The 14,507-nt window shown below is 42.7% G+C and carries 16 protein-coding genes; 7 read left to right on the forward strand and 9 right to left on the reverse strand.

All coding sequences use genetic code 11. The annotated features are described in order from the left end of the window. Positions 1 to 23 precede the first annotated feature (23 nt). Positions 24 to 866: a phosphate/phosphite/phosphonate ABC transporter substrate-binding protein gene (locus ACXAGQ_RS26065; protein ID WP_475257876.1), complete on the reverse strand. Its 843-nt coding sequence runs from the start codon at positions 864 to 866 to the stop codon at positions 24 to 26. Between the two features lie 302 nt (positions 867 to 1,168). On the opposite strand from ACXAGQ_RS26065, the gene ACXAGQ_RS26070 reads away from it, so the two are divergent. Further along, positions 1,169 to 1,540 (forward strand): DUF2237 family protein, encoded by a 372-nt coding sequence (locus tag ACXAGQ_RS26070; protein ID WP_475257877.1) that lies wholly within the window; start codon positions 1,169 to 1,171, stop codon positions 1,538 to 1,540. A gap of 99 nt (positions 1,541 to 1,639) precedes the next feature. On the opposite strand, the gene ACXAGQ_RS26075 is transcribed toward ACXAGQ_RS26070, so the two are convergent. Both ACXAGQ_RS26075 and ACXAGQ_RS26080 read right to left on the reverse strand, forming a co-directional pair. Then, positions 1,640 to 2,146 (reverse strand): prepilin-type N-terminal cleavage/methylation domain-containing protein, encoded by a 507-nt coding sequence (locus ACXAGQ_RS26075; protein ID WP_475257879.1) that lies wholly within the window; start codon positions 2,144 to 2,146, stop codon positions 1,640 to 1,642. 698 nt (positions 2,147 to 2,844) lie between these two features. Beyond that, the gene (locus ACXAGQ_RS26080) at positions 2,845 to 3,081 is read right to left on the reverse strand and encodes a zinc metallopeptidase (RefSeq protein ID WP_475257881.1); all 237 of its coding nucleotides are present in this window, start codon (positions 3,079 to 3,081) and stop codon (positions 2,845 to 2,847) included. Between the two features lie 304 nt (positions 3,082 to 3,385). Between ACXAGQ_RS26080 and ACXAGQ_RS26085 the strand changes: the two genes are divergently transcribed. Next, positions 3,386 to 4,798 (forward strand): GGDEF domain-containing protein, encoded by a 1,413-nt coding sequence (locus tag ACXAGQ_RS26085; RefSeq protein WP_475257883.1) that lies wholly within the window; start codon positions 3,386 to 3,388, stop codon positions 4,796 to 4,798. Positions 4,799 to 5,558: 760 nt separating this feature from the next. Here the strand turns inward: ACXAGQ_RS26085 and glgC are convergent. Together glgC and ACXAGQ_RS26095 are read right to left on the reverse strand one after the other, a co-directional pair. Next, entirely contained in the window at positions 5,559 to 6,815 is a 1,257-nt protein-coding gene (gene glgC, locus ACXAGQ_RS26090; protein WP_475257884.1) for a glucose-1-phosphate adenylyltransferase, read from the reverse strand. 600 nt (positions 6,816 to 7,415) lie between these two features. Next, on the reverse strand, positions 7,416 to 7,577 hold the full coding sequence (locus ACXAGQ_RS26095) for a LysR family transcriptional regulator (protein WP_475257885.1): 162 nt from the start codon (positions 7,575 to 7,577) through the stop codon (positions 7,416 to 7,418). Between the two features lie 607 nt (positions 7,578 to 8,184). Here ACXAGQ_RS26095 and ACXAGQ_RS26100 point away from each other — a divergent pair. Then, positions 8,185 to 8,676 carry a VOC family protein gene (locus ACXAGQ_RS26100; protein ID WP_475257886.1) on the forward strand — a complete coding sequence of 164 codons (492 nt, stop codon included), beginning with the start codon at positions 8,185 to 8,187 and terminating at the stop codon, positions 8,674 to 8,676. A 77-nt stretch (positions 8,677 to 8,753) separates the two neighbouring features. Here the strand turns inward: ACXAGQ_RS26100 and ACXAGQ_RS26105 are convergent, their stop codons facing one another. Further along, positions 8,754 to 9,065: a hypothetical protein gene (locus tag ACXAGQ_RS26105; protein WP_475257887.1), complete on the reverse strand. Its 312-nt coding sequence runs from the start codon at positions 9,063 to 9,065 to the stop codon at positions 8,754 to 8,756. An 85-nt stretch (positions 9,066 to 9,150) separates the two neighbouring features. On the opposite strand from ACXAGQ_RS26105, the gene ACXAGQ_RS26110 reads away from it, so the two are divergent. Next, on the forward strand, positions 9,151 to 9,720 hold the full coding sequence (locus tag ACXAGQ_RS26110; protein WP_475257889.1) for a TetR/AcrR family transcriptional regulator: 570 nt from the start codon (positions 9,151 to 9,153) through the stop codon (positions 9,718 to 9,720). Between the two features lie 170 nt (positions 9,721 to 9,890). Here the strand turns inward: ACXAGQ_RS26110 and ACXAGQ_RS26115 are convergent, their stop codons facing one another. After that, positions 9,891 to 10,424 carry a porin family protein gene (locus ACXAGQ_RS26115; protein WP_475257891.1) on the reverse strand — a complete coding sequence of 178 codons (534 nt, stop codon included), beginning with the start codon at positions 10,422 to 10,424 and terminating at the stop codon, positions 9,891 to 9,893. Positions 10,425 to 10,712: 288 nt separating this feature from the next. Here ACXAGQ_RS26115 and ACXAGQ_RS26120 point away from each other — a divergent pair, with 288 nt between their 5' ends. The 3 genes from ACXAGQ_RS26120 to ACXAGQ_RS26130 all read left to right on the forward strand — a co-directional run bounded on the left by ACXAGQ_RS26120 (position 10,713) and on the right by ACXAGQ_RS26130 (position 12,257). Further along, positions 10,713 to 11,033 carry a PepSY domain-containing protein gene (locus ACXAGQ_RS26120; protein WP_475258079.1) on the forward strand — a complete coding sequence of 107 codons (321 nt, stop codon included), beginning with the start codon at positions 10,713 to 10,715 and terminating at the stop codon, positions 11,031 to 11,033. An 88-nt stretch (positions 11,034 to 11,121) separates the two neighbouring features. Further along, entirely contained in the window at positions 11,122 to 11,505 is a 384-nt protein-coding gene (locus tag ACXAGQ_RS26125) for a DUF2784 domain-containing protein (RefSeq protein WP_475257893.1), read from the forward strand. Beyond that, positions 11,502 to 12,257 carry an alpha/beta hydrolase gene (locus ACXAGQ_RS26130; RefSeq protein ID WP_475257895.1) on the forward strand — a complete coding sequence of 252 codons (756 nt, stop codon included), beginning with the start codon at positions 11,502 to 11,504 and terminating at the stop codon, positions 12,255 to 12,257. Before ACXAGQ_RS26125 ends, ACXAGQ_RS26130 begins: the two co-directional genes overlap by 4 nt. A gap of 15 nt (positions 12,258 to 12,272) precedes the next feature. On the opposite strand, the gene ACXAGQ_RS26135 is transcribed toward ACXAGQ_RS26130, so the two are convergent. Further along, entirely contained in the window at positions 12,273 to 13,172 is a 900-nt protein-coding gene (locus ACXAGQ_RS26135) for a LysR family transcriptional regulator (RefSeq protein ID WP_475258081.1), read from the reverse strand. Positions 13,173 to 13,242: 70 nt separating this feature from the next. Further along, the gene (locus ACXAGQ_RS26140; protein WP_475258083.1) at positions 13,243 to 14,496 is read right to left on the reverse strand and encodes a BatD family protein; all 1,254 of its coding nucleotides are present in this window, start codon (positions 14,494 to 14,496) and stop codon (positions 13,243 to 13,245) included. Positions 14,497 to 14,507: the final 11 nt, after the last annotated feature.

Genomic DNA, 14,507 nt, shown 5'->3' on the forward strand with positions numbered 1-14,507 from the left:
CCCCGCCTAATCAGTGTTGATTCCTATAATTTGATATCGAGTGCGACCACATCGTCCCAGTCACTGTCTTTTGCAGGCTCTAGCCCCTTTATGCTGAGCTTTTGAAATGCCGCTTTTGCATCAGAGCGCTGGTTCAAAACACTTAGGCTCTGCTGCAATGCCGAGACGATAGCTCCATCCAGGTCTTTGGCGAACGCAATGGCGTGAGGGGTATAGCTTTTGGTTTGGTATATAACGGTGAGTTGCTGCTTGATTGGCGCATCCAAGCTGTTGTAAGTCCGCATTACCCCGCCACCAGCGGGATAAAGGCCTTTTGATACAGCCATGTAAACGGAATCGTGAGAGCCCACATAATTGGGTGAGATGGATAGCCCCTTCTGGCGTAATTCTGATTGAGTCAGGATAGATGCGGCAAAGGCGCGTGGTGCTGGGAAAGCAAGGGAAGCATTGTCAAAATCCTCAACCCTTCCCTGCCATTCTTTTTTCGCCACCATGATCCCTGTAATCCGCTTGTCTTTCGCCCGGGCAAGCGCAGTATATCCAGGGCTCTGGTTAACCAGGGTGAAATGGTATGGGTTCATGTAAGCAATGTCGTACTCACCTGCAGCTAAGCGCTGCTCAAAGGTGGGAATATCTCTCGCGGTAGCAAAACGAATATCTAAACCGGTCACTTCACTCCACGCCTTTAGCAGTGGACCCCACTGCTGGGCAAGCTTAGCGGCTGATTGCTGTGGTACAACACCAAATACTAAAAAGTGTTTAGCATCAATTTCCTCTTCTGAACTTGCTAACACGCTACCTGAAGCGAACCACATCGCTAAGGCGAAAACTGCAAATGTGGTTTTGCTTTTCAAATTGATTCGCATCTTGCCTACCCCTCGACTACCTATGCTCAGATTTCTTCCGCATCAAGGCGAGTTCATAGACTTAACGCCCCACTACGGTTGATACAGAAAGATAGTCAAGAAAGGTGCCAAGTTTAGGCAGTGCGAAATGGAGATTGAACGAGAAGGATATGAAAACAGAATTGTATATCCTAAAGTCCCTATAAAAGTAGAGTATTGCCAGGCAGAAATTTAACGCCTCTTATTTCCTTGATGGCTGCCAGTAACTATCAACTACACTTTGATTGTTTAGCCCACAAAAGAGTGTATAACAAGGTGTGACCATGACTGGTAAAACTAACGTGTTAGGCGGCCCCTTGGCTCTCTGTAACTGCTCGCCAACGACCGGTTTCTATAGGGATGGCTATTGCCGCAGCGATGATAGCGATGCTGGCCGTCATGTCGTATGTGCTTTAGTAACGGAAGAGTTTCTCGCCTTTACCAAAGCACAGGGCAATGATTTGTCTACGCCAAAGCCGGAATTTGGCTTTCCCGGGCTTGCTCCCGGTGATCGCTGGTGCCTGTGTGTCCAGCGTTGGAAAGAGGCATGGCAGGTAGGTTGTGCGCCACCAGTTGTATTAGCAAGTTGCGAAGTAACTACCTTGGATGTAATCCCTATTGATGTATTAAAGCAGCATGCGGTTGATGCACATTAGATATCGCAGCTTGAAGTAAGAGGTAGCTACTATCCGTGTCTCACCCATCCTCTCGCTCAAGAAATATGATCGCGCAAAGCAAAAACCACGCAATGTTAATCAGCAGCCTCCATATACTTTTGAGATTTTGTAACCTAGCAATGTTCCAGTTATATCCCCATCGACATTAGTTTCCGGCTTAGGCTGCCTAATCAACAGATAGCATCTTTGCTTGGCAAGCTTATCTAAGTCTTCCCTCGATTCAATGTCATCCCTAAGAGACACAAATAGGCTGTTATCTGAAAGGGAATGCATGCTATAGCCACTAACTTCCATCGCCTTTTCTATATCTTCTTTTTTCGAGCTCATATGACCCAGAATGACATACAAATCGGTTCCTGGGATCTGTGCTCTTTCCAAGGTATATTCCATACCATGCATGATAGCCTTGGCTCGTACCATTTCATCAGCAGCCCTGAATGCTCCAGCAAAGCCATCAAGTGCCGCCATACGGGAGTCTGAAGAGACATTTAAAAAGCGTGGAGCAGCAGTAACTGCGATAATGCCGAGAACGACGATCACAACGACCATCTCGATTAATGTAAAACCACGGGAAAGACGCCCCATAAAAAGCCCTTAAATAAAAACAATAAAAGATATACCACCTAATGCATAATGGTTGTGCTGCTGAATTATATGAACTACTAATAATTTTGCCAGTCAATATCTGCTTGTTTTATGTATGGCTTTGTAAAGCATTAATATTTTGAAAAACTCGCAAATTAAATGTGATTTTCATGGCAATGAAAACAGGAGAAAAACGTTCTTGATATTGCACTCTTTTGTTTCAACCACTATCAGTTTGGTGATCACATTTTGGTGAGTATGGATGGGTAACTCGATGTTGGACAAATCTGTGTTTGATATTTCAGTAATTTAGAGGATAACGGGTAAGATGAAGTATGGAAAAATAACGTTTGAACTCAAGGGCGGCACAAAAAGTTGTGCCGAGCGCCACGAGGCTTTGGGCGTTTCCTAGAGCGAATGGTTAGTGCGCCGCGCCCTATTTCAGGGAACAGCCGCTGATACGATGGACGGGCAATAATGTGATATTTTGGCGCTTGGAGCAGTGGCCAGATCTCAATCGACGGTTAGTGCCGTTGAGCCTTCGACGCCACCGCCATAAATAGTTTTATGCTCGCCATTATTCACCGGAGTCAGAGGTATACGTGCTTATACCCGTTAGACAAAGTCAGGGTTAGTGATAAACGGCTGTATGGAGGGGCTAACATAGCACTCGCTAAACCTCTGGCATCAAGCAAATATTACAGACGGAGCAACGCGACCCATCGCCCAAAGTTTAACAAGCTGGTCAGCGAGGCAGCGACATAGGCCTGCGCCGTAGCATTGAGAATTTTTTTCCGCATACTCCAGATCACCATCATGCTGGTAGCGCCTTTCTGCAGGTTCGGCAGAGCCTTGCCATAACTGGCATCGAACTCAACCGGAAGAGTCAACAGGTGCACCATGGTACTTAGTGCCATTGAAACAATGCCAATCATTATCCTTCCCGCTTGCGGCCAGCAAGCTGACCGGTTGAAGTATATTACTATTTTTAATCAGTTAGTTACAACGTCTGGAACGTTAAGCCTTACTTGATCTTGAAATCATGGAAGCTGAAATCTTTGCCGATGAAAGCAGCTTTTGGCCGCTGGTTCAGATCACAATAAATTTTATAAAATACCACCGTTTTAAGTAACAGTTCACACTTTATTCTATTATAGAAAAAAAGCTACATTCAAGCTGGTTGGTAAATATATAAAAGCTATAGTTATTGTTAAAAAACCATTTATTTGAGTATTGTTCATGACTATAAAACTACTGCTAGAACAAGAACAAAAATTACTCTATGTAAAATATTACGGAAAAATCGATTTGATTCAGTTATGTTCTGATGTTGGCAAATTAGTATGCATGAGCGATTACAAGATGGACTGGGACGGCATTTCTGATTTTCGCGGTGCAAATTTGGACTTAGACGTCAAAGATATGCTCGAGTTCGCGGAGTTTGTTAATAATATGCCAGGTGCCTCTACTGGTAAATGGGCTGTATTGGTTGACAAAAAACATAGTGTAGATGTCATCAAACCCTGGGAGATACTTTCTCAGAAAACACATGAAGCACTCAGGGTTTTTCTTAGTGAACATCAAGCCAGAAACTGGTTGCTTCAGGGTGAGGTTACACAAGAAGCACAAGAAGTTCTCCCCCGAGCTGACCGCATGACTGCTGAGGACGCGGTTACCCATACTAATGGGATCACTCATGAGTTCGATATTAAAAGTGCTTTATCACTCTTCAACTTCAGCAAAATTGGCATGTGGCTAATGGACAACGCTCGGGATTTGATTCGGGTTAATCGACAGTTTATTGAAATGTGGGATAAGCAAAGTTATTGGAGTGAATGCAGCTGGATGAGTTTCAGCCGTGAAGTGTTTCCACTCATAATTGAAATCAGTGAGTTGGAGCTGACAATGTTTAACAAAATACTCAGAGGTGAAACCGAAATAGATTATTTTGTCATTCGGCATTGTATAAAGCAGAATAGCGGATTCGTAAGTTACCTAGAGGAGAGAATTGAAGTCAAAAGCAGAGACAGCAATAACTGCCCAGTCATTGTTGTCGGTGTGTGTATCGAAATTAACGACTATAAGAAAATCCAGCTGGAAAAAATTGAGGCGGAACAACTTTCTAAAATAGATGGTCTAACTGGTCTTTACAACAGGCGCTACTTTGATTCACTGCTGGAGAATGAGTGGAAAAATCATTTACGTAGTAAGCAGCCATTATCGGTGATCATGTGCGATATCGACTATTTCAAACAGTATAATGATACCTATGGGCATCAGCGTGGTGATGATTGTCTCAAATCGATAGCCAAGAATATTAACATGTTGCTTCAACGTCCATCAGATATCGTTGCGCGTTATGGCGGCGAAGAGTTTGTAATTCTTATGCCAAATACTCACGCCAAAGGAGCACTCTATTTGTCCGAGTTGATCATAGATCATGTCGAGAAACTTTCCATCCCACATGAGACTTCAAAGATTAAACCTCTGCTATCTCTGAGTTTAGGCACGGCAACAGTTGTCCCAAGCCTTAAACAGACTCCGGATTTTGTTGTCACACTTGCAGATCGCGCACTTTATCAAAGTAAAGCCAATGGGAGAAATAAAGTTACTGTTGCTTGCCCATCCATGATGATGTCTCCATTAGAGTGAAAACAACATCATAAGTTTGGGATTAGCTCAATTGAATAAGGGATATTGCACGTAAAATTATCAGGATATGAAGTGCTTGTACAAGAGGTCAAATTAATCATATCTTAGTAAGAAGCACCTTCAACACTATTATCCATCACATTAACAGCAACTGTGCATTTTGGTACAAAGTCATTCCCTATAGCAATAGATGATGTTGATAAAATCAAAATAAAACAGGAGATTAAAATTAGTCGCACATTATATTCCGCTTTGAAATATTCGCATTATAACGAGTTGACTCCTTCCTCCTATGATTTTAAAAAACCAAGCGACTTTCTCAATAAACAGTCATGTGATAAAGCCATCATTAAACACACTTAATGAGATGGTACGCCCCTCCCTACAGCTAAACTTGAACTGGTCTAGCTTTTAAAGGAAAGCTAGCGTGACATTCTAGCTAGGAAAGTCATGGACAGAATGTTAGCACCAATAGTTATTTGGAATCTTACCGAGTGATCCTAAGCCTGCTTAGTTAATTCAATTGGCTATTGGCTTTTAATTTCGGGTGAAAAATCGACACAAGCCTAGTAAAGGTTGGGAGCTGACTGTTGTATTGCCATTGAATCGTATTGGTTCAACTATTGGTATTTGCGTTTTCGGTATTGATGCCTTGTTGGGGGCAGCGTAGCTCCATTTTAGTGATACATTAACACTTTAAATGTAGAGCTCAATTATACGCAACATCAAACTGAGGTTAAAAAGTAAAATCAAACTTCCACTATAGTGCCTTGAGCATGTCTTTTGTGACTAATGTGATCCCTTTATCAGATACTCGAAAACCATTAGCTATATCTTTATCTCTATCATAACCAATCGTTAAACCAGCCGGAATATGACAATCAGTGTCGACTATCACCTTCCGTAATTTGCAATGTTCACCAATATCACAGCCTCTCATTAAAACTGAGTATTCGATAAGGCTGTGGGAATGGGTGTGCACATTTGAATATAAGAGAGATTTACGAATTGTCGAACCCGATATAATACAACCGCTCGAGACCGTACTATCCAAAGCTGTCCCTCTTCGGTAGTCATTATCAAAGATAAATTTTGCAGGAGGGAGTTGCTCTTGGTAAGTCATTATGGGCCAACTTCTATCATAGAGGTTGAACTGTGGTTCAGGTTCAACTAATTCCATATTAGCTTGCCAAAATGAGTCGATAGTTCCTACATCACGCCAATAAGGTTGTCTGTTACTATCCGGGTCCTTAAACGAAAAAGCATAGATGTTGTGATTATCAATTATTGCTGGGATCACATCTATACCAAAATCATGGCTAGATGATGTATTGGCATTATCTTGATTGAGCTGTTCAAAAAGAAAATCTATGTCAAAAACATAATTGCCCATTGAAGCAAGACAAATACCTGGCTTACCAGGCATTTCTTTAGGCTCTGAGGGCTTTTCATTGAATTCAATGACTTTGTTATTTTCGTCTACTGTCATCACACCAAAACTTCCAGCCGCATCATACACACTTGCTTCAAGGCAGCATACAGTCATATCAGCTTTATTTTCAACATGTTGTGCAAGTAGGCGGCCATAGTCCATCCGATAGACATGATCACCAGATAGGATCAGTACATATTTTGCACCTGTTGCCCGGATGATATCAGCATTTTGATTAACGGCATCTGCAGTACCTAAATACCAATCATTACTATGCCGCTGTGAAGCAGGAAGAATTTCTACAAACTCTGACAAATCGGCTTTGAAGTGTCCCCAGGCCCTACTTATGTGCTGTATGAGTGAATGCGATTTATATTGGGTAGCTACCCCAACACGACAAACACCTGAATTGAAGCAATTAGACAATGGAAAATCAATTATTCGGAACATCCCACCGAAATAAACCGCTGGTTTAGCTCGCCATTTTGTTAACTCGAATAAACGACTCCCCCTACCTCCAGCTAAAATAACGGCATAGGTTTGTTTAGTCAGGTTACTGATATGGCGATCATATTGATTTTGCATGGTTAGTTTCTTACTATGTTAGTATAGCAATCTAAACAATAAAATTAATATAGACGATTATAAATGAATAGGTTATCAAACCTAGAGCAAGTAATAAATATTTAACCTTTCCACTTGAATTATATCCACCCAAATTATTAAATTTTATTCGTTTTGACACAGGTGTCATCAATTAGCAATGAAATCTCTATAAAGTTTAGTCATCTGATGAAGACTGAAAAATAAAATTGGTAAAATTATGTCTAGTTTCATTAGGTTATACCTTTCAATAAATGGTGAGATGATTTGCATAGCTACGAGACAAACTGATAATGATTTAGAGTTGTCACTATTTTGGAAGATAAGCCATAGCTCAAAAACAGATACAGAATATTATTTCGCACTTTGATTAATGCTATCAATTATATTTAACATTCCGTATTTTGGTAGCAATTAAATCAAGCCGTTTGCAGCGGCTTTTTTTTAGTTAAATTATTTTTTGGTTGAATATTCTAATTCTAGATATTCAACCAGTATTATACTGGGTGGTGCACACCTATCGCTATTTTTCTCATCATTTCAGCCGTAGTTTCATCACCACCTAGACAATTCTGTATACATTCATTGATTTGTCGTGACAAACAGTTGGACACCAAGCTCTTTTTCAAACCGCTTAATGGCCAAGCTTACGCCGGGTTGAGTTATGTTGAGTTCTTCAGCTGCTTGTGTGTAGGAACCATTTCGGTAAACAGCGACAAAAATTTTGGCTAGATTTAATTCCATTAAGAAACCTGTTAGAATGTCCAGTTTTACCATGACAACTATTGTAAAACTGACCTTTTTAACTGTTTTAGTGCATCTAAGTAAGAGCTAAGAATAAGTTTAACTATAGCATTGATGTTGACCAGATTAATGCTGCAATTTCAGGATACTAACCTGTTTCGCAATTTAATAAAATAGAGAGGATAGTGATTTTGAACAAAGCAAATAATAACATTATTGCGCGCTACACAACTTCCAGCTAATAGCAAGAGTTGGGAAGTTATCGTTAAATTAACCTACTACCAGCCTTCTAACCCAACTAAAAGTTAGTAATTTATTGCACCATGATGATCACTTCACTGACGTGAAACAAAATAAGTCAATTAACGCTTAAGTAAACTAAATCGTTAGCAAACTGAAACAAGGGATGGGGCAAGGCTGTGTTACATCCTTATCAGCATGCCTCTGAACAAAATCAAACGATAAACACTCTTCGCCCCAACCTAACGATAAACTTTTGTTATTAAAATTATAATTTTTGATAATTTTTATTAATTAACCTACAACCCTATACTTCTCTCCATCGAAGCGATACACGAAACAAATTAAAAAGTATTTGGAGAAAGTTATGAAAATGAATCACGTTGGCGTCATGGTTGGCGATATGGACAAAGCGGTTGAGTTCTACACTAAAGCGCTAGGCCTTCGCGTTGTTATGAACAACACTAAAGTTATCGAAGAGCGTGAAACTGCAATCGGCCGTATGTGTATTGCCGTATTCGGTGAAGGTTTCAAGGGCTTTAACATTGCGCACTTAGTCACGTCAGACGGTATCGGTGTTGAACTGTTCGAAATGAAAGATCGCCAAGAGCGTCATAACGTCGATTTCTCTCGTCTTGGTATCTTCCACTTCTGTCTGCAAGTCGCTAAAGAGCAATTCCCACAGACAATCGCGCGTATTGAAGAACTTGGCGGTAAAGCTCGCATGGATATCATGCGTTACCACCCAGAAGACGACACGAAACAAGCGCAAATGATCTACATGGAAGACCCGTTCGGCAATCTATTTGAGCTTTACTCGCACACTTACGAAGAAACTTACGCAACTGATTACGAGTAATAGTTATCAGGTAGCAAAAGAGCCCTGCAACCTTAACCAGTTGCAGGGCTCTTTTAGTTGAAATACATAACTTGTGTTTAGCGCGAGTGGCTGTGGAATACCGTTTTTGAAGCCACTGACATGTCCATATCATCCGAAGCGACAATGTTCACCGAGCGGCTGGCATTTAAAGACAGCGGGATAAATACCCTGCCCCGCTCGTCAGTAGTAAATGACGTACCATTGAGCTGAGGAACATTGGTTACATTTACTGTTAACCCTGATGCTGGCGCAGATTGGTCTGTCGCTTTGACATGAATACCGGAACTTGAATCGGTGATATTAAGCTCAACGGCTGAGACTGACATTGAAGCGACAAATAGTGTTGAAAGCGCGATTGACTTAAGCATGTTGTATTCCTTCTATGGCTGACTCTTCTTGATATCGAAACTAAACCGTTTCGTTTTTTGTTTTCTGGGTTGGAGGATAAAGGGTATGAGCCGTCAAGAAGAGAAGAAGCGTCGTGCGATTGAAGCCACGCTGGCGCTATGTGTGAAACACAGTTACCACGGAACCAGTATGGATACCATCACGGCTGCGACAGGCATGTCGAAAGCAACGATTTACCGGCATTTTGGTTCCAAAGAAGCGTTAATCGCCGAGGCGTTGGCACTTTACAGCGAGCAGACACTCTCCCATTTAACCCAGCTATTTCATGATCCTGAGCTATCGCTGGAAGAGAAGTTAACGGCTCGCTTTAAGACACTAGAGGCTCTGGTCGAAGCCAGTGATTTCAATGGCTGCATCTACCAACAGGCCTTTAACGAGTATCGTAATGAGGATGAGCGCATTGCTGATGTGTGTGTCTCTTATAAACAAGAGCGAATCCGCCTGGTCACCGAACTGCTTCTGGCCCACGACATTAAACAAGCCAAGGAGAAAGCCACTCGGGCTGAGCTGGTGTTTAACGGCCTGCTAGCCTCGTTAGAAATGGGAGCCGATCCGAAACTAATGCCACTCGCCAAGCAAATGTATTTTGAGCAGCTGCAGTTAACGAGTTCTTAAGACGAGCGTGTGTCTCTGCTTAGTGCGACCATAAGTTATTTACCTATGCTAAGCATGCCCAAGAAAAGTGCACGTCATTACGCCTTTGATACAATAAACGCCTGGGCCACTTTAGGCGGCTCAGGCGCAGTAATCAATATTAGGCGCAGCAAACAAAAAATGACGACAGGCTAGAAACGGCGATCCAATGCCAGTGTTACTTGTTGGGTACTATCTATCTCATAGTTACTGCTATTAATATCTGTATCCAGATAGCGGTAAGATATATCGACACTCCAGTTTTGCGGCAAGCGATATTGCAACCCTACTTGTCCACCCCAGGTAAAATGAGTCCGCTTTCTGTTGTCAAATTCATTGTTGTAGAACCCCATCGTAGGGCCGACAAATCCGGCCAAACGGCCATCAAAAGCGAACGGCATCATGTAGTCATACGATAACGTCATCTGGTGCATATAATGCTTATACTTTTCACCTTCTGCAGTGACATCATCGTCCTTGTAAGAATAGGCGGCAGTGATACGGTGGTTTTCTTCAATTACTGCCCCGGCTCGAAGCTGAAAATGAACACTCTCACTGTCTTTTTCTACGGTACGTTTAATCTCGTCTTGCTGCCAACCAACACCAGCGCCAACAAAAAAATCCGTTGCCAACACTGGTGTCGCCACAGCTATCGAAATAATGCTAATCAAAGTAAAACTTCTCATTATTCACTCCTTTCTCTGCTGTAACATGGAACAACAATCCCATCTTACTAACCTGACAAAGAAGATCTTTGCACTAGATCTGAGTTTTTACTCTAACCTCAACCAAGCGTGCATTGTTCAGTATTTGTACAGGAAATGACAGATTCATTATCAATAAACTCAGCTAATTGGAAACTAGAACGTCAATTGAGCTCTGAAAGGTTTGAGTTCTTGGCGTTTACCGAGTTTGATGAGCTAAGATTTTCACAGTTAACTAAAACTGTGGTATTCAATATGAACAAACAAATTATGGGTGTTGCTGTTTTCGTGATGGTTGGCGTATTCAGTATTTCAATCTACGCCGCGACAGATGCCAAACTAATTAGTGAGCAAGACGCCATAAAAGCTGCACTGGCGGATTTGGGTGTGGAAGTATTGGGTATCCGTTTTGACGAGCCAGACACCCAGTGGGATGTATTCGTTAGACTAGGCGACAAAGCATACGAAGTCGAAGTTGACGCAACAAGTGGAAAAATCATTGCTTCAGAAGAAGAAACGTTGTCGGAGATACAAGCTGAGCTCTCAGGTGATCTTTCACATGAAGGTGTTGAAGGCGACGTGGACAAGTGATGCCAGCGATACTGTATATTGCATACCTTATACCACATAGCTTGTATCGCATAAGTTATATCGAATAACACAGATGGCATGACAGCTTATGATGTATCGCATCCTGGCAGATCTGGTCGTCATATTTCACCTATTATTTATCATCTTCGCACTGCTCGGGGGCTTGCTGGTAATATGGCGTAGAGCCATGATATTCGTCCATATTCCGGCAGGAATCTGGGTGTCAGTGATCAGTTTCAAAGGCTGGATTTGTCCTTTGACGCCATTGGAAAACCAATTACGCCAAAAAGCAGGTGGAGATGGTTACCCTGGTGGATTTGTCGAGCACTACCTCATTCCCGTGATTTATCCTTCAGGGCTAACCTTCGATGTCCAAGTTGTACTGGGTTTTACCGCTTTGGTGATCAATATCGTTATTTATGCGTTCGTCTATTATTGGTATAAACGCAGGCAAGGCAGGACGCATGAATGAAAAGTATCATGATTATCATAGTGGTAGGCTACGCCCTGTTCTTCCTTACTTTTTGTTCCTTACAACGCCAGTTTCTTTACTACCCCCAGCCTGCAAGTGATGCTTACGGCAAGATGAATACCAGTTTCATTGTTGATGGTATTGAACTCTATGGTTGGGTGCTCAATGAAAGGCAGCCAAGGGCATTAATCTATTACGGTGGTAACGCTGAAAATATTGAAGCCAATATCCCCTTCTTCAAGATGCTAGTACCTGACTATACCGTTTACCTGATCCCTTACCGTGGCTACGGTAACAATTCAGGCTCACCCACTGAGACCACTTTATATAGCGACGCTGCAGCGATATTTGAGTCGGTACAAAACCAACATGAATCAGTATCCCTGATGGGTCGAAGCCTTGGTTCGGGAATTGCTACCTACGTGGCGACTAACCGGCAAGTCGATAAGCTTATTTTGGTGACCCCCTTTGATAGCATTGAAAATGTTGCCAAAGAGATTTACTGGATGTTTCCCGTATCCTTGATGATCAAAGACAGATACCGCTCGGCGGATAGAGTGAAGGATATTACCGCTAAAACCTATATCTTCATTGCTGAAGAAGATCGCGTAATATCCCGGGCGAGAACCAATCAGCTGATCGCCGAATTTGGCGAGCAGCTCGAAGAGGCCGTTGTTATCTCAGGTGCAGGCCACAATACCATTTCACAATTTCCTAGCTACATTTCTGGGCTAAAGCGCGCATTGGACTAGCGAAAGGACTTTGCGCTAATTGTCTTTAACTACTTTGAACAATAACTGTCTCAGCCAACGGTGACTGGTTTCAGATGTTCGGCTAGGGTGCCAAATTGCGCAAAGGTCATAAACATCTTCGCCAAATGGCAAAGGTAGCGCCTTGATATCATAAAGATCAGAAAAAGCTTCAATAGTCGATTTCGGTAAGATTCCAATCATGTCTGAATCGGCAATGATCGGCAGCATTTCCACTGCACCTGGTGCCCTAACGATAATATTGCGCTGATCAAGCTCCGGAATATCTTCTGCGTTCAATAAGCTTCGACGGGCATGCCAGCGAGCCACTACCACATGATCTTCTGCCAGAAACTGTTCAATATTTACTGAATCAATCAACCGGGGATGATGCTTACAACACACGACACTGAGTTCTTCAGAATAAAGCACTTGTGATTTCAGCAAGCTGCGACCACGTGGCGGCAAATCAATCACCAAATCATAGCGTTGTAATCGTAGATCAGACTCCATGTCCTCAGTGAACAAGGGATGGATTTCGAATGCAATATTCGGTGCTTCCAAACGCACCTGCTCAATCAAACCAGGCACAATGCTGTAGCTAGCAACCGAAACGCAGGCGATCGAAAAGATCCGCCTAGATGTTTTCGGATCAAACTCCCTCGAAGCAGAAAGCGTCGAGCTAAAGTTCTTATACGAGGCTGCCAAGGCTGGATATATATCGCTGGCAAAAGCGGTCGGCTCCACCCCGTTGGCGTTGCGGTGAAATAAAGGATCATCATAAATGTCACGCAAACGCTTTAGCCCTTTACTCACTGCTGGCTGGCTCACATCCATCCGAACAGCCGCTTTGGAAAGGCTTTGCTCCTCATACACAGCTACAAAAATAGGAATAAGGTTTAAATCAGTGCTTTTCATCTGCTCTGTCATTTATCATCATTGTTATGCTTCTAATCATAGTCATTAAGTTTCAATAATTTAATGGAAACTAATGCTGCTTGTGACCCTTGTCTAACTTAGGTAACGCTTTGGGTAACTTGAATCGAGTAGATGATTTGTGCTGGTTACTGATCATTCGCCACATCTTATGAAAAATATGCGCTTTTCCTTCACCCGATTGAACTAGATGACTGGTGGTCACCCAAGCTTTATCGTTTCCAGCTTTGCTCATCTCTAATTGATCAGTTGATACACGCAAATGTCTGTACAACTGTGCCCTGGCCTTTGACCACTCACCTTTCCTCACCTCTAGCCAAAACAGCAGCCACGGTGGTGTCGGGTGAGATTGATAATACCGCTTGCCGGCAAAGAACATACCCAGCGCTATAGTCAGTACAGCAAGCATAGTGACTAAAGTGCGTAGGTTAGCCTTCACAAAAGAAGCCGGAGTATGGCGAGCATGAAATTCTTTTCCTTCAAGGGTGACTGTTTCAAGCTTATTGGTTTTGGCATTCCACCATTGGAACTGGTGCTCTGGTAATTTGAAATCTCCACCTTGCTGTATCACATAGACGGTTTCTTCAACCCGGCTTGATTGGTAGTCGCCCCGTGTCTGCGAGTCATCCAATCTATGAGGTTGAGGGTATGCCTGAAAATAGGTCGATGACTCACTTTTTAACAGGTTCGGCAACAATACCGAAAGGCTATTCTGAGCCTTAACAGTCACTTTACGTGTGATGGCATCGCCAACTTTCAAATCGTCACTTGATTGTGTCCACTCTTGGTTTACATCGACATTTGTCGCTGTAAACCATGGCGTATCCTCACTGAGCAAACCGGAAGGCAAGCTAACGTTAAAGGCCAATGGTTGGGTATATAAACGTCCCGCAACATTGCTGCCATCTGGTGCTGAAACCTGCACACTTACCGCAAGCGGAGGCACGGTATAAGAGCCCGATTTAACCGGGTACAAGGTGATTTCCCACCGTTGTCGAGACCACGTCTGGCCACCTTTTCGCTCGGTATAGTTGGTAGCGAGTTGATTACGTTGTTTAGCAATGACATTGGGGATCTCAACCGACTCAATACGGGTACCCCCGGTAAACCAACGAGGCGTGGCTACTTCGACATACAAAATGACCTGCTCATTAACACTAAAGTTAGGTAATTTGTCATTCCCATCGCTCAACCATGCTTTGATTTCTACATCGTTGCTCTGCTGGAGTGTCTGAATAGTGACAGCGTAACTGGGCATGCTCAATAAAGAAAAAATTAGAGCTAGCCATACTGGCAATGAGGTCATAAACCCTGTTC

This window comes from Photobacterium sp. ABD4_091, assembly GCF_056160145.1.